Source organism: Pantoea sp. BR_17, assembly GCF_041955125.1.
In the GTDB taxonomy this organism is placed as follows: domain Bacteria; phylum Pseudomonadota; class Gammaproteobacteria; order Enterobacterales; family Enterobacteriaceae; genus Pantoea; species Pantoea stewartii.
Window position 1 is genome coordinate 118,814 of record NZ_JAVAXT010000010.1, and the last position, 18,482, is coordinate 137,295.

16 protein-coding genes are annotated in these 18,482 nt (G+C 57.7%); 10 read left to right on the plus strand and 6 right to left on the minus strand.

Features of this window, described 5'->3' with window-relative positions:
- Positions 1-6 precede the first annotated feature (6 nt).
- The 5 genes from RAC60_RS15955 (at position 7) to RAC60_RS15975 (ending at position 6,920) form a co-directional block, all read left to right on the plus strand.
- Complete coding sequence (locus RAC60_RS15955) at positions 7-1,251, plus strand: MFS transporter (protein WP_375094005.1); 1,245 nt, start codon at positions 7-9, stop codon at positions 1,249-1,251.
- 238 nt (positions 1,252-1,489) lie between these two features.
- A complete protein-coding gene (locus RAC60_RS15960; RefSeq protein WP_033739066.1) occupies positions 1,490-3,028 on the plus strand; it encodes a carbohydrate porin in 1,539 nt (512 codons plus the stop codon).
- A gap of 66 nt (positions 3,029-3,094) precedes the next feature.
- A complete protein-coding gene (locus RAC60_RS15965) occupies positions 3,095-4,465 on the plus strand; it encodes a sucrose-specific PTS transporter subunit IIBC (protein ID WP_033739068.1) in 1,371 nt (456 codons plus the stop codon).
- On the plus strand, positions 4,465-5,874 hold the full coding sequence (locus RAC60_RS15970; protein ID WP_375094040.1) for a sucrose-6-phosphate hydrolase: 1,410 nt from the start codon (positions 4,465-4,467) through the stop codon (positions 5,872-5,874). The genes RAC60_RS15965 and RAC60_RS15970 overlap by 1 nt, the downstream gene beginning before the upstream one ends.
- 29 nt (positions 5,875-5,903) lie before the next feature.
- Entirely contained in the window at positions 5,904-6,920 is a 1,017-nt protein-coding gene (locus tag RAC60_RS15975; RefSeq protein WP_033739070.1) for a substrate-binding domain-containing protein, read from the plus strand.
- A gap of 170 nt (positions 6,921-7,090) precedes the next feature.
- On the opposite strand, the gene RAC60_RS15980 is transcribed toward RAC60_RS15975, so the two are convergent.
- The 3 genes from RAC60_RS15980 to RAC60_RS15990 all read right to left on the minus strand — a co-directional run bounded on the left by RAC60_RS15980 (position 7,091) and on the right by RAC60_RS15990 (position 8,969).
- The gene (locus RAC60_RS15980; RefSeq protein ID WP_039339027.1) at positions 7,091-7,519 is read right to left on the minus strand and encodes a DUF6691 family protein; all 429 of its coding nucleotides are present in this window, start codon (positions 7,517-7,519) and stop codon (positions 7,091-7,093) included.
- 15 nt (positions 7,520-7,534) lie between these two features.
- Complete coding sequence (locus tag RAC60_RS15985; protein ID WP_375094006.1) at positions 7,535-7,960, minus strand: YeeE/YedE family protein; 426 nt, start codon at positions 7,958-7,960, stop codon at positions 7,535-7,537.
- Between the two features lie 502 nt (positions 7,961-8,462).
- The gene (locus RAC60_RS15990; protein ID WP_033739073.1) at positions 8,463-8,969 is read right to left on the minus strand and encodes a phenolic acid decarboxylase; all 507 of its coding nucleotides are present in this window, start codon (positions 8,967-8,969) and stop codon (positions 8,463-8,465) included.
- A gap of 98 nt (positions 8,970-9,067) precedes the next feature.
- Here RAC60_RS15990 and RAC60_RS15995 point away from each other — a divergent pair, with 98 nt between their 5' ends.
- A complete protein-coding gene (locus tag RAC60_RS15995; protein ID WP_205954027.1) occupies positions 9,068-9,946 on the plus strand; it encodes a LysR family transcriptional regulator in 879 nt (292 codons plus the stop codon).
- Between the two features lie 72 nt (positions 9,947-10,018).
- Here the strand turns inward: RAC60_RS15995 and RAC60_RS16000 are convergent, their stop codons facing one another.
- The 3 genes from RAC60_RS16000 to RAC60_RS16010 are packed head-to-tail and all read right to left on the minus strand — an operon-like array spanning position 10,019 to position 12,599.
- Entirely contained in the window at positions 10,019-10,450 is a 432-nt protein-coding gene (locus RAC60_RS16000) for a GFA family protein (protein WP_039339024.1), read from the minus strand.
- Positions 10,451-10,487: 37 nt separating this feature from the next.
- Positions 10,488-11,378: a siderophore-interacting protein gene (locus RAC60_RS16005; RefSeq protein WP_375094007.1), complete on the minus strand. Its 891-nt coding sequence runs from the start codon at positions 11,376-11,378 to the stop codon at positions 10,488-10,490.
- A 15-nt stretch (positions 11,379-11,393) separates the two neighbouring features.
- A complete protein-coding gene (locus tag RAC60_RS16010) occupies positions 11,394-12,599 on the minus strand; it encodes an MFS transporter (RefSeq protein ID WP_375094008.1) in 1,206 nt (401 codons plus the stop codon).
- A 132-nt stretch (positions 12,600-12,731) separates the two neighbouring features.
- On the opposite strand from RAC60_RS16010, the gene iucA reads away from it, so the two are divergent.
- From iucA to iucD, 4 genes are read left to right on the plus strand one after another with little or no spacing between them, the layout of a single operon-like run.
- On the plus strand, positions 12,732-14,456 hold the full coding sequence (gene iucA, locus RAC60_RS16015) for an aerobactin synthase IucA (protein WP_375094009.1): 1,725 nt from the start codon (positions 12,732-12,734) through the stop codon (positions 14,454-14,456).
- On the plus strand, positions 14,457-15,404 hold the full coding sequence (gene iucB / locus RAC60_RS16020; protein WP_033739081.1) for a GNAT family N-acetyltransferase: 948 nt from the start codon (positions 14,457-14,459) through the stop codon (positions 15,402-15,404).
- Entirely contained in the window at positions 15,404-17,137 is a 1,734-nt protein-coding gene (gene iucC / locus RAC60_RS16025; RefSeq protein WP_205952504.1) for an aerobactin synthase IucC, read from the plus strand. Before iucB ends, iucC begins: the two co-directional genes overlap by 1 nt.
- Positions 17,138-17,140: 3 nt before the next feature.
- The gene (gene iucD / locus RAC60_RS16030; protein ID WP_375094010.1) at positions 17,141-18,475 is read left to right on the plus strand and encodes an NADPH-dependent L-lysine N(6)-monooxygenase; all 1,335 of its coding nucleotides are present in this window, start codon (positions 17,141-17,143) and stop codon (positions 18,473-18,475) included.
- The last annotated feature ends 7 nt before the right edge of the window (positions 18,476-18,482 follow it).

Below are 18,482 nucleotides of genomic sequence, written 5' to 3' on the forward strand. Positions count from 1 at the left end.
TCCGCTATGTACTATTTAAAAAATACTAACTTTTGGTTGTTTGGCCTTTTCTTCTTCTTTTACTTTTTCATCATGGGTGCCTATTTCCCGTTCTTCCCCATCTGGCTGCATGATATTAATCACATCAGCAAAGGGGACACCGGCATTATCTTCGCCAGTATTTCGTTGTTTTCGTTACTGTTCCAGCCGCTGTTTGGGCTGCTTTCCGACAAACTCGGGCTGCGCAAACACCTGTTATGGGTGATCACCGGCATGCTGGTGATGTTCGCCCCTTTCTTTATTTATGTATTTGGCCCGCTCCTGCAGGTGAATATTCTGGCGGGTTCGGTTGTGGGCGGTATTTATCTGGGCTTTATCTACAATGCGGGGGCACCTGCAATTGAAGCTTATATTGAGAAAGTCAGTCGCCGCAGCCATTTTGAATTTGGCCGGGCCCGTATGTTTGGCTGCGTTGGCTGGGCACTGTGCGCCTCTATCGTCGGCATCATGTTCACCATTAATAACCAGTTTGTTTTCTGGTTAGGCTCTGGCTGTGCCGTGATCCTGGCGCTGCTGCTGTTCTTTTCACGCACCAGCAATTCCTCATCTGCCACGGTGGCGCAGGCCGTGGGGGCGAACCAGTCCGCGTTCAGTCTGAAGCTGGCACTGGAGCTGTTTAAGCAACCCAAACTGTGGTTTTTGTCGCTATATGTTGTGGGCGTTTCCTGTACGTACGATGTATTTGATCAGCAGTTTGCCAACTTCTTTACCTCGTTTTTTACGTCGGGTGAGCAGGGCACGCGCGTCTTTGGTTACGTCACCACGCTGGGCGAATTGCTGAACGCCTGCATCATGTTTTTTGCGCCGCTCATCGTTAACCGTATCGGCGGCAAAAATGCCTTGTTGCTGGCGGGCATGATCATGTCTGTGCGCATTATGGGCTCCTCTTTTGCCACCACGGCGGTGGAGGTGGTGATCCTGAAAACATTACATATGTTTGAGATCCCTTTCCTGATCGTCGGCTGTTTTAAATACATCACCAGCCAGTTTGAGGTGCGCTTCTCCGCCACGATTTATCTGGTGTGCTTCTGCTTCTTTAAGCAGTTAGCGATGATTTTTATGTCGGTACTGGCGGGCAATATGTACGAAAGCATTGGCTTCCAGGGCGCGTATCTGGTGCTGGGCTGTATTGCACTGGCCTTCACGCTGCTTTCCGTCTTCACGCTCAGCGGGCCAGGGCCGCTGACAGCGTTACGTCAGCAGCCTGTCTGACGCACAATTATCCCCTTAACACTGGGCAGGAGACTGCCCATTGCTTTGTCCGCGCTCCCCGCTTTTTGCCGCTTCCTTTCCCACCACATCGTGTCGTTTTGCGAACTGACTCACAATCATAAAAACGGTTTAGCAAATTGCTTTGCCTGGAAATCCGGCGATCAATATTATCCAAAACCTAAACCGGTTTAGCAAAATGACAACACCACGACCTGAACCTTTCTGGAATGGCAAAACGATGAGAAAAAAGAGACTTGCTGCAACCGTTGGATTGTTGCTCTGCGCAGGCCCGGCTCTGGCTGCGGAACCGAGCATGAGCAGTATCGAAGCCCGGCTGGCCGCGCTGGAAAAGCGCCTGCAGGCGGCTGAGCAGCGTGCTGACGCCGCCGAACGTCGCGCAAACGCCGCAGAAAAACAGGCCGCTTCAGCAGAAAAACAGGCCCAGCAGCTTGCCAGCGCACAACAGCAAACCCAGGCCACTGCCACCCAGGTGGAACAGCGCACGGCGAAACTGGAACAGAAGGCGAGTGATGACGGGGGCTTTGAATTTCACGGCTATGCGCGTTCTGGCTTATTAATGAACAGCTCGGCGGCCAAAACGCAGGGCGGCCCGACCGTGACGCCGGCAGGGGAAACCGGTGGGCATGTCGGGCGCTTAGGCAACGAACCGGATACCTATGTCGAACTGAATCTGGAACATAAGCAAACGCTGGAAAACGGGGCGACCACCCGCTTTAAAGCCATGCTGGCCGACGGTCAGCGGACCTATAACGACTGGACGGCCGCCAGTAGCGATCTCAACCTGCGGCAGGCGTTTGTGGAACTCGGTCAACTGCCCACCTTTACGGGCGCGTTCAAAGACACCACCGTCTGGGCGGGGAAACGCTTTGACCGCGACAATTTCGATATTCACTGGATCGACTCCGACGTCGTGTTCCTCGCCGGGACCGGTGCCGGTATTTACGACATGAAGTGGAGCGATCAGGCTCACAGCAACCTGTCGCTCTACGGGCGCACCTTTGGTGATATCGAAAACAACGATAACACCGCACAGAACTACATTCTGACAGCCAACAACTATTACGGCCCGTTCCAGCTGATGCTCAGCGGTATGCGCGCCAAAGACAATGACGATCGGCTGGACGTGAATGGCCTGAAAGTGAAAGGCGATGCTGCGAATACCGGTCTGCATGCCCTGGTGGGGCTGCACAACGACAGCTTTTATGGTCTGCGTGAAGGAACGGCGAAAACCGCGCTCTTGTATGGTCACGGCTTAGGTGCAGAGGTCAAAGCCATTGGGTCCGACGGCGCATTGCTGCCGGATGCGGATACCTGGCGTCTGGCCAGCTACGGGATCACCCCACTGGGCGGCGGCTGGCATATCGCTCCGGCGGTGCTGGCGCAGAGCAGTAAAGATCGTTACGTCAAAGGCGACAGCTATCAGTGGGCGACCGCCAACATGCGCCTGATTCAGGGGCTGACGGAGAATTTCGAAATGCAGTACGAAGCCACCTATCAATATATGGATCTGCGTCCGGAAGGCTTCAATCAGCGTAGCGCAGTAAGTGGTAACTTCTACAAACTGACCGTTGCGCCTACGTTGAAAGCCAGCAACGTAGGAGAATTCCTGAAACGTCCGGAAATTCGCCTTTTCGCCACCTGGATGGACTGGGATCACCGACTGGACAACTATGCGCGCGGCGATGCGTTTGGCAGCAGCGGCTTTGAAGCCGGCGGTGAATGGAACTTCGGCGTACAAATGGAAACCTGGTTCTGACCGGGCGGCCCTGTAGGGCCGTTTCAACCGGGTTGACAACATTACACGACAACACAGAGGTTTTTTATGGATTTTGTACAAATCTCCCGCGCATTACTGCCGCTGCTGGGAGGCAAAGAAAATATTGCCAGCGCAGCCCATTGCGCAACCCGGCTCCGGCTGGTGCTGGTCGAGGATGCCAAAGCGGATACCGCCGCGATCGGTAAAATCGACGGTGTGAAGGGCTGTTTCCGCAACGCGGGCCAGCTGCAGGTCATTTTTGGGACAGGCGTGGTCAACAAAGTCTATGCGGCGTTTGTGGCGGAAGCGGGCATCAGCGAGTCCAGTAAATCGGAAGCGGCCGACATTGCGGCCCGTAAGCTCAATCCCTTCCAGCGTATCGCCCGGTTGCTGTCGAATATTTTTGTCCCGATTATTCCGGCGATCGTTGCCTCCGGCCTGCTGATGGGCCTGCTGGGCATGGTCAAAACCTATGGCTGGGTTAACCCGGAAAACGCCCTGTATATCATGCTGGATATGTGCAGTTCGGCGGCGTTTATCATTCTGCCGATTCTGATTGGCTTTACGGCGGCCCGTGAGTTTGGTGGTAACCCGTTCTTAGGCGCTACGCTGGGCGGTATTCTGACGCATCCTGCGCTGACTAATGCCTGGGGCGTGGCGGCCGGTTTCCATACCATGAACTTCTTTGGTATCGAAGTGGCGATGATTGGCTACCAGGGCACGGTCTTTCCGGTCCTGCTGGCCGTGTGGTTTATGAGTCTGCTGGAAAAACAGCTGCGCCGCATCATCCCGGATGCGCTCGATCTGATCCTGACGCCCTTCCTGACAGTGATCATCTCTGGCTTTGTGGCACTGCTCATCATTGGCCCGGCAGGGCGCGCATTGGGGGATGGTATCTCCTTTGTGCTCAGCACCCTGATTGCCCATGCAGGCTGGCTGGCCGGATTGCTGTTTGGCGGGCTGTATTCCGTTATCGTGATTACTGGTGTGCATCACAGTTTCCACGCGATTGAAGCTGGCTTGCTGGGTAACCCGTCTATCGGCGTCAATTTCCTGTTGCCGATATGGGCGATGGCTAACGTGGCACAGGGCGGCGCATGTCTGGCCGTGTGGTTCAAAACGCAGGATGCCAAAATCAAGGCGATTACTTTGCCCTCTGCGTTTTCTGCCTTGCTGGGCATTACCGAAGCGGCCATCTTTGGTATTAACCTGCGCTTCATGAAGCCCTTCATCGCCGGCCTGATCGGGGGAGCCATCGGCGGTGCCTGGGTGGTGTCGATGAAAGTGTATATGACGGCGGTGGGCCTGACGGGCTTACCCGGTATGGCGATCGTTCAGGCCAGTTCGCTGCTGAATTATATTATTGGTATGGTTATCGCCTTTAGCGTCGCCTTTGTGATCGCCTTCCTGCTGAAATACAAAACGGACTCTGAATGATGGCTAACAACACTCTGCTGCCCGCCATGCTGAAGGCGGTAATGAAAGGCCAGCCTAAAGCACGCGAGGACAGCCACTATCCGGGCTGGCACCTGGCACCGGTCACCGGGCTGCTTAACGATCCCAATGGGTTTATCCATTTCGACGGGCACTATCACCTGTTCTACCAGTGGAACGCCCTGAGCTGTGAGCATAAGCATAAATGCTGGGGCCACTGGCGCTCTGCGGATTTGCTGCACTGGTCGCATGAACCTGTCGCCTTGCTGCCAGACGAAGAGTACGACCGGAGCGGCTGCTATTCAGGCAGCGCGGTAGACGATAATGGCACCTTAACCCTGTGTTATACCGGCAACGTTAAGTTTGCCGACGGCTCCCGTACCGCCTGGCAGTGCCTGGCGGTGCAGAACCCTGACGGGGGATTCGATAAGCTGGGGCCGGTGCTTCCCCTGCCGGCGGGCTACACCGGCCATGTTCGTGATCCGAAAGTCTGGCGTCATGGCGCACACTGGTACATGGTGCTGGGCGCGCAGGACAAGCAGCTCAAGGGCAAAGTCCTGCTACTGCGCGGAAGCGATCTGCACCACTGGGAAAACCTCGGCGAAATTGCCGGTAGCGGTTTGGGTGGACTGGGCGAAGCCGGTTATATGTGGGAATGCCCGGACATGTTCACCCTGGGAGAATCGACGTTTTTGATCTGCTGTCCTCAGGGCATTGAACGGGAAGAGAAACGCTTTCTGAACAGCCATCCCTGCGCCTGTCTCAGCGGCACGCTGGATTATGAAAACGCCCGCTATACGCACGGGGGGTTCACTGAGCTGGATGCGGGGTTTGAATTCTATGCGCCGCAGACCACGCTGACCGAGGATGGCCGTCGGCTGCTGGTGGGCTGGATGGGCGTCCCGGACGGGGAGGAGATGCATCAGCCTACCGTGAAATTCGGCTGGATTCATCAAATGACCTGTATCCGGGAACTGAGCGCGCGCGACGGTAAACTGTACCAGCAACCGGTGGCGGAACTGCAGGCGTTGCGCGGCGAGACGCAGCGCTATCACGGCAACGCCAGTCAGGCTCCGTTACTCGCTGCACAACGGCTTGAGCTGATGCTGGAATCAGGCGGCGGGATCACGCTGGATTTCGCCGGTTCACTGCTGCTGACCTGGCATGCGGATGCATTGTGCCTGGCGCGCCGCAGTCTGGAAACCGGCGAATGGCTGTACCGCCACTGGAACGGGCGGGCGCACAAACTGCATATTTTGTGTGACCACTCCAGCGTAGAGATTTTTATCAATGACGGAGAAGGCGTGATGAGTAGCCGTTACTTTCCCACGCATCCGGCGGAGTTACGCCTGCGCGGTAGCGCAGAAGTCACGGCCTGCTACTGGTCGTTACGATCCTGCATGGTAGAATAAGCCCTTGTTTCCTTAACCGAAGCACCGTCGTGAAAAAAACAAAGCGCGTTACCATCAGTGATATCGCTGCGCTGGCCGGGGTGTCAAAAGCCACGGCCAGCCTGGTGCTTAACGGGCGCGGTAAAGAACTGCGCGTGGCGCAGGAAACGCGTGAACGCGTCATGGCCCTTGCTCAGCAACATCACTATCAGCCCAGCATCCACGCGCGTCTGCTGCGTGAAAATCGCAGCCATACGTTGGGGCTGGTGGTGCCTGAAATCACCAACTATGGTTTCGCCGTGTTTTCTCACGCGCTGGAAAACCTGTGCCGTGAAGCGGGTCTGCAACTGCTGATCTCCTGCACCGATGAAAATGCCAGTCAGGAAACCCTGGTGGTCAACAATCTGGTCTCGCGTCAGGTGGATGGTTTGATCGTCGCCTCCAGTCAGCAGAGCGACAGCGACTACCTGAAGCTGAGCGAGCAACTGCCGGTCGTGCTGTTTGACCGCCACGTAAATAACAGCAGTTTGCCGCTGGTGATAACGGATTCACTAACGCCAACTGCCGAGCTGGTAGAACGTCTGGCGCGCGCGCATCCTGATGAGGTTTATTTTCTGGGTGGGCAGCCGCGCCTGTCACCGACGAAAGATCGGCTGGCTGGCTTTATGCAGGGCCTGGCGCGGGCGGGCGTCACGCCGCGACCGGAATGGATCATCCAGGGCAACTACCACCCCAGCAGCGGCTATGAGATGTTTGCCGCGCTCTGTGCGCGGTTAGGCAGGCCGCCGAAAGCCGTGTTTACCGCCGCCTGTGGCTTACTGGAAGGGGTTCTGCGCTACATGAGCCAGCACCATTTGCTGGAGAGTGATATCCATATCGCCAGTTTCGACGATCACTATTTATATGACTCGCTGTCACTGCATATCGATACCGTAGAGCAGGATGTGCCGCGCCTGGCGCAGGAGTGCTTTTCGGTCATCACGCAAATGATTCAGGGGCAGGACCTGGCGGAGCGGCAGATCGTTTTGCCCGCCAGGCTGCGCTACCGCTCCTCGCTGGCGGGGTGATCCGGTTCAGCGGCAGGCCACAAGCGTGGTTCAGGTAACCGATCCCGTGCTGTTGCCACTCCGTTTCTGCATCAGGGCCAGATTACGGACAGGGCTCACGAAACGGGGACGGCATCAGGCCGTGCCTCGCCATGTGGCCATCTGAACGTTTTCATGATGGCCAGTTGGGATTACTGACCACGCGATAACGTGCGGCTGTCGAGCCACTCAAAAAGCAGCATGCCTGCCAGCATCGCCAGGACAAAGACAATGCCTTTGAGCACGCCGCCGCCGAGCAGGACCAGCGCCGGGCCGGGGCAGATGCCCGCCAGTCCCCAGCCGATGCCAAACAGGGCTGCGCCGCTGATGAGCCGTTTATCCAGTGTGCGGTTGCCAGGCAGATAAAACGTTTCCTCAAAGACGGGCCGCTTGCGTCGGGAAGCCAGCCAGAACGTTACCAGCCCGGCGATAACCGCGCCGCCCATCACCAGCGCCAGAGAGGGATCCCAGGCGCGGGTAATGTCCAGAAAACCCAAAACCTTCGCCGGATTCGCCATGCCGCTGACGAGCAAGCCCGTGCCAAACAACAGTCCACTAAGCAGAGAAAATAAAACGACCATCGTGCCTCCTGATGTTTACCCGTGACCCATCATGCCGACGGTCAGCATGGCGGTTAACATAAAGACCAGTGTCGCCACCAGTGAGCGCGGCGACAGTCGCGATAAACCACAGACGCCGTGACCGCTGGTACAGCCCGAGCCCAGGCGCGCGCCCAGGCCCACCAGTAAGCCGGCCAGCACCAGGCGTCCCCATGAGGCGTCAATGTCGATAGCGGGCAGCGCGCTGAATAACTGAAACACCAGCGGTGACAACACCAGGCCCGCAATGAACGCGAACCGCCACGGCTTGTCAGCCGACTGACGTTTCAGCAGGCCGCCCAGAATGCCGCTGATACCGGCGATGCGGCCACAAAATATCACTAACAGACCCGCCGCTGCGCCAATCAGCAGGCCACCTGCCAGACTCTGAATCGGCGTAAAATGGTCCAGATCGATATGCATTACCGTTGACTCCTTGTGATCTGCCAATGCGTGCTTTAAACACGCCCTGTTCCAGCTAGCGTTCACCGTCGCTCTCAGGTGAACGACCGCGATTGCGCTTTACCTGCAACGCCATGCGCCTCAGCGCAAATAACGTGGTCGCGCTGCGGTGGCCGGGCAATATCTTCTGCTGACGACTGTCACAGGCTATTTTCACACAGTTGACGAACTGTGCTTACCGGCTTTTAAAGCAGGATGACGGCATCTGCCGTCTTTATCAATCGGCTTCGTGTGAGGCACATAAAAGTTCTGTGCACAGATCTGTTTTGCGCCAGGTGTACGGGGAGAGGGTACGGACAGAGGTGGATGTCCGGACAGGATAAAAGAGGCGTGATAAGGGAAAGGAACCGGTCAGGGATAACCGCCAGTAAAGATCAACCGGGCCATATTGCATTGGCGGAATCGTATTGCTGTGTGCGTCTTGGTGAACAAAAAGGGGCTTAGCCCCTTTCCTGCCTGGTGATTATTTTAAGTTTTCAGGGAAATTCGCCGGCAGCTCGCTTGCCGCGCAGGCAATCACGTCTTCGTTATTTTTTCCGGCATCCCGTACAAAGGTAATCGTGGCAAACTCATCGATCACTTCGATTGGGTAGGTTGGGCCCGCATCGCGGTATTTCGCCATTTCGTCCAGATGGTCGTTCTGGAAACAGACGGTACGTTCAGGATTATTGATGACCCAGCGTGGGAAGAAAATGGTGCCGTGGAACAGCTTGTCGCTCATGTTGGCAATCAGGCTGACGCTGGTGCCGGTAGGTTCGGTCCAGGACACTTTATAGCTATTTTCCGCGACTCTGACGATATAAACGTGTTGGTCTTTGACCCAACGATTACCCACCATCCCGCTGTGGATACGATAATCAATGGTGTCTTCGTTTTTAATGTACAGCTCATAATTCCAGCCGTTGTCGTAGGTATAAACCAGATGTTTACCTGTGAAACCGTCAAGATTGTGTTTGTCGAAGCTGCTCATCTTTCGTTCTCCTCTGTTGGTGAGTCCAGCTTAGTCATTCACTTTATGAATTAAAAACGCTAATTTATGATGAAAACCATTCAAAAAATGGATTGATGATGCATAAAACCACGCTGGAACAATGGAGCCTGCTGGATAAGGTTATGAAAGAAGGCAGCTTTGCAAAAGCCGCCGACCTGACCAACCGCAGCCAGTCCTCAGTCAGTTACAATCTTGCCATGCTGCAACAGCGTATTGGCATCACCTTACTGCACATTGAGGGGCGCAAAGCGGTACTTACGCCCGCCGGTGAATTGCTGCTGGCGCAGGTGCGGCCGCTTCTTAAGGCGTTTCATTCGCTGGAGGCGTATGCGGGCGCCATACGCAGCGGCGTCAGAACCAAACTGGATCTGGTGGTGGACAGCATCTTTCCGCGCCGCCGCCTGTTCGCTGTCCTGAAAACCTTTCAGCAACGCCACCCACACACGCAAATTAATCTCACCGAAGTGCTCGAAACCGATACCGATTATGCTGAGGCCGATGTGATGGTGGTAACCCAGCGTCAGGATATGGCCGGGCGGGGCGAGTGGTTGATGAACGTGGATTTTGTCGCGGTGGCGCACCGCGATCACCCCTTGCATCAATGCGGCGTAGACCTGGATGAGGAACAACTGGCGCGGTATCCGCTGATTCGCATTGCGGATCGCGAACATTTTACAGTGCAGAATGAAAGCAGCAGTGGCGATTACTGGTCTTTCTCAACCATTGACGCGGCGGTAGAAGCGGTAATGCATCAGGTGGGCTATGGCTGGATTCCGCAGGCGCGCATCCGTCACGAACTGGCACAGGGCATCCTGAAGATATTGCCGCTTCGGCATGGGGTGCGCCGCGCCACCACGCTGCATCTGCTGATTAAAAAAGACATTATCATGCTGGATCCGCCCATCGCGACCTTACTTGACCTGCTGAAAACGGCACCGCAAACGGACGTACCGTAACGGGCGCCACGGGCCGGGCAGACGATCCGCCACGGCACAGCTTTCGTGCGCCAGTTACGCGGCGGACTGGATTTACGGTGTGACGTGCAGGGCGTGAAGCAGGGCATCCAGCGAGTCAGGAGCCTGCTGATGGCGGTTTTCAACCGGATGACCGCTCCACGACAGGGCATCGTCCAGGCAATAGTCGCCGGCGCAATGCAGATCAAGATCGTCATCCAGCAGGCCAATCGGCAGCCAGATCAGCGGCCGGTCACGTAAGTCGTTCGGCACGGTGGATCCACAGTTCCTGCAGAAGTCATTGCGGTATCCCTGCGGGCGACGCCAGCTGGCGATAAAGGTTTCACCGGCCAACCAGCGAAAGTGGTCTGCATTAACGATCGTCGCCAGATTATGGCCCGTGCCGGTCTGGCGACGACACAGCGAACAGTGGCAGCGGTAAAAATGACTGGGCTTTTGTGTCAGCCTGAATACCACCGTTCCGCATAAACAACGTCCTGAAATCATGCTGGCTTCCCTGAATAAAATGCGGTTAAGAAGACGCTTAGTGTGCCCGCTTTTTGGCCCAGTACGCCATAAAGTTAATCGCTTCGCGATCAACGCCGCGCTCGCCAATCAGATGGCGACGCAGCAGTTTCACGACGGTCGATTCGGCGGCCACCCAGCCGTAAAATTCATTGTTGCGCGCCTGCGCACGATCCCACAGTAACTCACCGTCTTCCTCTTCCTGCACGGCCTGCTGCTGGCCGCCATCGGGTACGCTGACCTGGGACTGAATTGCCGCGATCAGGCATTCACCATGTGAAGCAAACGCAGGTTTGCGGGGCAACCACACAATGTCGGCAAACGCGTACGCCTGTAAATCGACGCAATCCTCAGCATCCGGCACCTCAAAAAAAGCCTGAACCCAGGGCGGATGGGGCTGGCGGGCCAGCAATTCCAGAATGCCTTTCGCGGCAGGCAAGGCGGTTTCATCGGCAATCAGCAGCGCATTGCGCAGGCCGTCTGGCGGCGTCCATTCATAGCCACCGCTGTCGGCCTCAAAAGCCGCATTCGGCGCAACGATCACCAGGCTGTCGCCCGGTTTCGCGTTGATGGCCCAGGCCGAGGCCGGGCCTTCTGTACCGTGGCTGACAAACTCAATGGTCAGCTCCTCACGTTGGACATCCAGGTGGCGCAGCGTATAGGTGCGCAGCAGCGGCCGCTGCGCTTTGGGCAGCGACAGAATCGTCTGGTACCACTCATCGTTATTGGGCAGGTCGGGCAGGCTGCCATCTTCGGCAGGCAGCAAAATCTTAATCCGCTGGTCGGGCGCATCCGATTTCATCTGTGCCACGTCGGGCCCGTTAAACACCAGGCTCAGCATCGAAGGTGAAAGGTGATGTTTGCGGGCCAGTTTGACCTCAAAAAGGCGGTAAGCAGGGACGTCAGCCATCGTCGTTCCTTGTGGTTAATGAGCCGATAAGGCTGATCGTGAACGCCAGATCAGCCCCGACAGGGCAATAAAGAGCATGGCGGCAGTGAGTGCGGCGGCAATCAGCGCGGCTTCGCCGTGCGAGTGCGTGATCACTGGCACCAGAAGGGCACACAAGCCATAGCCCAGCGTATGGCTGGTGGCGATCCAGCCTGCTCCGGCGCCGTCTGCCAGCGTGTCGTTGAGCAGCAACTGATAGGCGGGTGTGCCGAGCGCCGCACCGAACGACATCACGGCACAGCCGACATAAAACAGCCAGAGCGGCGTGGTCAGCATCATGCCCAGGCCCAGCGTCATCAGGATCCCGGCGCTGATTAACAGTGAAAGCGGCGTCAGTAACTGCGGACGCAACACCAGAAACTGCGCACTCAGCGACGCGATGGCGGCAACGCTCAGCAGCCAGGCAACCTGATGGCTTATCGCCGCCGTCTGCCCGGCAAATTGTCGGGCCAGCGCCGGAGACAGCCCCAGTTGCATCAGGCTGACGGTGGCCGCCAGCAGCAGGGCGCATAACAGGTAGGGCAGGCAATGAGGGCGCAGGCGGGCGTTTTTACGCGTCACCGCTGGCTGCGGGGCCGAACGTTGTAACGGCAGCAACAGCGCCAGCGCCAGCAGCGGCGCCACCACCAACAGCGCCAGCGGGGCCAGCGGATGAATCACCAGCATTCCGGCCGCGCAGAGGGGGCCAAAAAGTCGGCCACAGCTCAGGCCGGAGCTGATGGTCGCCAGCGCCGTCATGCGCTTCTCTTCGCCCGCCCGGTGCAGCGCCCATACCTGACAGGCGGGCACCATGGCCGATACCATCAAACCATAAAAAACCCGGGCAATAATTAATATGCCTAATCCAATCGGTGCGCTGACGGCCTGCACAGACAGCAGCGCACAGCCCAGACCGAGCAGCAAAAAGCTGGTGCCGTAACCGGCCAGCGACCACAGGACCACCGGTTTACTTCCCTGACGGGCAATCTGCTTTCCCCACCACGGCGACGCGGGCAAAAACAACATGGAGCCGAGCGTTAACAGTCCTGCCCACACCGACAGGCTCAGGCTGGTCTGAGCAACCAGCACCGGAATCGCGACCAGCAGGCCATTTTGTCCCACACCCAGCAACCCGGCGCTGATGGCTAAAGGCCAGTTTACTAAAGCTTTTTTTTGCGTCATGGCCAGTTCAGGAGATGTCACGATGTTGCTAACCCGTATCTTTGTTGTATGTATTTGTAAAATTTATTCTGCCAATTCTAACAATTGTCGTTGATAATGAGAACTGTTATCGGCAGAATTCGCATTATCATAACGACTGGAAATTGTTTGATAATGATACAATCAACGCATGACGGGGCCTGGGACGTGGCGGCACAATGCTTCCTGAACGCCCTGATCCGTGAAACCAGGGACTGGCAGTTGAGCCAGGGTGACCCCGCCGAACTGACGATCCCGTTGGATGAACAGCAGACCTTACACTTTAAGGTGGCTTACTTTTCTCCGACGCAGCACCACCGTTTTGTCTTTCCGGCCCGGCTGGTGACGCAGCGTGGCAGCCAGCCGGTGGCGTTTGAAACCGTCGCCAGGCTGATTGTCGATAAGTTACAACACCAGCACGCGCTGCCCGTCGCAGGCTGCGAGGCGTTTTACCAGCGCGTAATGCAAAGTCATGCCCACACCCGCGAAGCGGCGGCGTCCCGTCATGACTGGTGCGGCCTGCGCGAAAACGCACTCAATTTTGCCGAGGCTGAACAGGCGCTGCTGGTCGGGCACGCTTTCCATCCTGCCCCCAAATCGCACGAACCTTTCACGCCGCAGCAGGCCAGACGCTACCTGCCCGATTTTGCCCCGCATTTTCCGCTGCGCTGGTTCGCGGTGGATAAAGATTACCTGGCGGGCGACAGCCTGAAACTGAACTTACAGCAGCGCCTGACGCGTTTTGCGGTCGAGAACGCACCGCAGCTGCTACATGCGCTGACGGACCAGCGGTGGTTATTCCCGCTGCATCCCTGGCAGGCGGACTATTTGCTGCAGCAGAGCTGGTGTCAGCAACTGATGGATAAAGGGCTGCTACAGGATCTGGGTGAGGCGGGAACATCCTGGCTGCCCACCACGTCATCACGCTCGCTCTATTGCGCGACCAGTCGTGACATGATCAAGTTCTCGCTGAGCGTGCGACTCACTAACTCCGTCCGCACTTTATCGGTGAAAGAAGTCAAACGCGGCATGCGGCTGGCGCGGCTGGCGCAGACCGCGCGCTGGCAGGCGATGCAGGCGCGTTTCCCGACGTTTCGTGTGATGCAGGAAGACGGCTGGGCCGGGCTGCGTGATATGCAGGGCACGATCAGGGAAGAGAGCCTGTTCGCACTGCGTGAAAACCTGATTGTCGACCAGCCGCAGAGTCAGACCAACGTGCTGGTCTCCCTGACGCAGTCCGCGCCGGACGGCGGCGACGCACTGCTGACGGCGGCGGTTAAGCGCCTGAGCCAGCGCCTGCGTATCAGCGAACAACAGGCCGCCCATGCCTGGGTGGACGCATACTGCCAGCAGGTGCTGAAACCGCTGTTTACGGCCGAAGCCGATTACGGACTGGTGCTGTTAGCGCATCAGCAAAATATCCTGGTGGAAATGGCACAAGACCTGCCGGTTGGCCTGATCTATCGCGATTGCCAGGGCAGCGCCTTTATGCCGCACGCCGCAGGCTGGCTGGATGAGATTAGCGAAGCGCAGGCAGAAAACGTCTTTAGCCGCGAACAGCTGCTGCGCTATTTCCCCTATTACCTGTTAGTGAATTCCACGTTCGCGGTCACGGCGGCACTGGGCGCGGCGGGCATGGACAGCGAAACGCACCTGATGGCGCGCGTACGTGATGCGCTGTCTGCACTGCGCTGCGAGGTCACGCACACGGACTGTCTCGATTACGTGCTGGAAAGTCCGCACTGGAATGTGAAAGGCAACTTCTTCTGTTACCTGCACGATCACAATGAAAACAGCATCGTCGATCCGTCGGTAATCTACTTCAACTTCACCAATCCCCTTCTGTCCCAGGAGCGCTAAATGTCTCAGGCAACGATTGTTCACAGCGGCCACGGTTTGCGCTGCGAGAAGTCTGGTAAGGCCCTGAATCTGGGCTGGGGACAGGACAACAGTGCGGTCCTGCATTATACCGGCCCGCTTGCCGAAGGCTGGTTGCGTGATGCGCTGGATCAGATGTTTATCGCGGCTCCGTCGCTTTCCGCCATTGTGTTGCCCTATGCCGAATGGCGGGAAGAGCCGCAGGCGCTGGCCCTGTTTGCCGCGCTGAAAAGCGATATCGTGCACCGCGAGGCCTTCTGGCAACTGCCGCTGTGGCTGTCCACGCCGCCTCAGCAGGCGTCCGGCGAGATGGTCTTTGATGCCGAACGTGAGATTTACTTCCCCCAGCGTCCGCCGCGTCCTCAAGGCGAAGTCTATCGCCGTTACGATCCGCGCGTGCGCCGGACGCTGAGTTTCCGCGTGGCCGATCCTGCGCGGGATGCCGAGATGTTCACCCGCTGGATGAACGATCCGCGCGTGGATTATTTTTGGGAGCAGAGCGGATCGCTGGCGGTGCAGACCGCCTACCTGCAACGCCAGCTCACCAGCAGCTATGCCTTTCCGCTGATTGGCTGCTTTGATGATGCGCCTTTCAGCTACTTTGAAATCTACTGGGCCGCCGAAGACCGTATCGGACGCCACTACAGCTGGCAGCCGTATGACCGCGGCCTGCACCTGCTGGTGGGCGAATCGCAGTGGCGTGGACCGCACTATGTACAGAGCTGGCTGCGCGGTATCAGCCACTACCTGTTCCTGGATAACCCGCACACCCAGCGGCTGGTGCTGGAGCCACGCGCTGATAATCAGCGCCTGTTCCGTCATCTGGCACCTGCGGGCTATGCCACCGTTAAAGAGTTCGACTTCCCTCACAAGCGCTCTCGCCTGGTGATGACCCGGCGTGCCCGCTTCTTCAGCGAGGTGGGCCTGTGATGAATTCGCACGCATGGGAAACCGTGAACCGTCAGCTGGTGGCGAAAATGCTGGCCGAGCTGGAGTACGAGCAGGTCTTTCAGGCCCAGGCGCAGGGCGATAACCGTTACTGCATCAGCCTGCCGGGCGCTGAGTGGCACTTCACCGCCGAGCGCGGCATCTGGGGCTGGCTATGGATCGATGCGCAAAGCCTGCGCTGTGCGGATACGCCGGTACTGGCCCAGACCCTGCTCTGCCAGTTACAGCCGGTGCTGTCGATGAGCGATGCCACGGTAGCGGAGCATATGCAGGATCTCTACGCCACCTTGCGCGGCGATCTTCAGCTTATGCAGGCGCGTCAGGGAATGAGCGCGGACGCGCTTATCGATCTGGATGCCGACCGCCTGCAGTGCCTGCTCAGCGGCCATCCCAAATTTGTCTTCAACAAAGGTCGACGCGGCTGGGGACTGGCGGCACTGGCGCGCTACGCCCCGGAATACCTGAACACGTTCCGCCTGCACTGGCTGGCGGTTCAGCGTGAGCATCTGGTCTGGCGCTGCGACAGCGCGCTGGACATCCAGCAACTGCTGCATGCCGCGATGGATGACGGCGAATACGCCCGGTTCACCGAGGCCTGGCAGGCACAGGGACTGGACGACAGCTGGCTGCCGTTACCTGTTCATCCCTGGCAATGGCAGCAAAAAATCGCACTCGATTTTGTCGCGGATCTGGCCACTGGCAAAATGGTCTCGCTGGGCGAGTTTGGCGATCGGTGGCTGGCACAGCAGTCACTGCGCACGCTGACCAATGCCAGCCGTCAGGGCGGACTGGATATCAAACTGCCGCTGACGATCTACAACACTTCCTGCTATCGCGGCATTCCTGGCAAATATATCGCGGCGGGCCCGCTGGCCTCGCGCTGGTTACAACATGTCTTCGCCACTGATGCAACGTTGCAGCAAAGCGGGGCGGTGATTTTGGGCGAACCGGCCGCAGGCTATGTCGCTCATCAAGGTTACGCCGCGCTGGCCGAAGCCCCCTATCGCTACCAGGAAATGCTGGGCGTGATCTGGCGCGAAAATCCTGCGCGCTGGCTGCATCAGGACGAAACGCCGATTCTGATGGCGACGTTGATGGAGTGCGATGAGCAGGGACAGCCGCTTATCGGTGCCTACATTGCCCGCTCGGGCCTGAGCGCCGAGGCCTGGCTCAGTCAGATGTTTCGCGTGGTCGTCGTGCCGCTGTATCACCTGCTGTGCCGTTACGGCGTGGCGCTGATCGCGCACGGACAAAATATTACTCTGGCGATGAAAGACAGTATTCCGCAGCGCGTCCTGCTGAAGGATTTTCAGGGCGACATGCGGCTGGTGAAGGACGATTTTCCCGAGATGGCCTCTCTGCCTCAGGCGGTCCGTGATGTCACGGCCCGCCTGAGCGCGGACTATTTGATTCATGACCTGCAAACCGGACATTTTGTCACGGTTCTGCGTTTTATTTCGCCGTTGATGGCGCGCCTTGGCGTACCCGAGCGGCGCTTTTACCAACTGCTTGCCGCAGTGTTGAGCGATTACATGCAGGCGCACCCGCAGCTGTCGGCGCGCTTTGCGCTTTTCTCCCTCTTCAAGCCACAAATCATTCGCGTCGTGCTGAACCCGGTAAAGCTCACCTGGCCCGATCAGGATGGCGGGAGCCGTATGTTGCCCACTTACCTGGAAAATCTGCAAAACCCGCTGTGGCTGGTCACCAAGGACTGAATCATGACAAACACTGTTGATTTTATTGGCATCGGTATTGGCCCGTTCAACCTGAGTATCGCGGCGCTGGCACACGAAGCCGAGGGTTTTACCAGTGCGTTTTTAGACAGTCGGCCGGATTTTGCCTGGCATCCCGGCATGCTGGTGCCGGACTGCCATATGCAGACCTCGTTCTTAAAGGATCTGGTCTCGGCAGTTGCGCCCACCAGCCCGTTCAGTTTTGTGAACTACCTTGTGAAGCGTAAGAAATTCTACCGCTTTATGACGGCAGAGCTGCGAACCGTATCGCGGGATGAGTTTTCTGACTATCTGCGCTGGGCCGCCGAGGGCATGGATAACCTGCACTTTAATCACACGGTGGAGCGCATCGAGTTTGACGACACGAAACAGCGTTTCGTGATTCACAGCCATGACGGTGAGCGCTACGCACGCAATATTTGTCTTGGTATTGGTAAACAACCCTATCTGCCGCCGTGCGTCAACCGCATCAGTGCGACCTGTTTCCACGCCAGTGAGATGAGCCTGCGCAAGCCCGATCTGCGCGGCAAACGCGTTGCCGTGATTGGCGGAGGGCAGAGCGGTGCCGATCTGTTCCTGAACGCCTTCCGGGGAGAGTGGGGTGAACCGGCGAATGTCAGTTGGGTGTCGCGCCGCAATAACTTTAACGCGCTGGATGAAGCGGCCTTTGCCAATGAATATTTCACCCCTGAGTACGTATCCAGCTTTGTCGGCCTGAGTGAGAAGGCGCGCCAGACCATGCTGGATGAGCAAAAGATGACTTCGGATGGCATTACGGCAGCGTCGCTGCTGACGATTTATCGCGAGCTGTATCATCGCTTTGAGGTGCTGGGGCAGCCGCGCAATGCGCATCTGCTTCCCAGCCGCTCGGTGGTGGAACTGACCCGCCATCAGCAATGCTGGCAGCTACAGTTACAGCATCAGCTCGATCAGGGTTATGACCTGATTGAGTGCGACGTGGTGATTTTTGCCACCGGTTATCGCCCGGCGTTGCCCGAGCTACTGTCACCGCTGATGAGCCGCCTGACCATGAAAGACGAGTGCACGTTCAGCGTGCGCGAAGATTTCACGCTGGAGTGGAACGGACCCAGGGACACTAACATCTTTGCGGTCAACGCCAGTATGCAAACGCACGGCATCGCTGAACCGCAACTCAGCCTGATGGCCTGGCGTTCCGCCCGTATTCTGAATTGCGCGCTGGGGCGTGATTTGTTCGATCTCAGCACGCCGCCTGCCCTGATTCAGTGGCGCAGCGCGAGCCGGGAAAAACCGCAGCAGGGTGCTGCATCCACTCAAAACTATACCGAGTCCTTGGGGTAAACCTTAA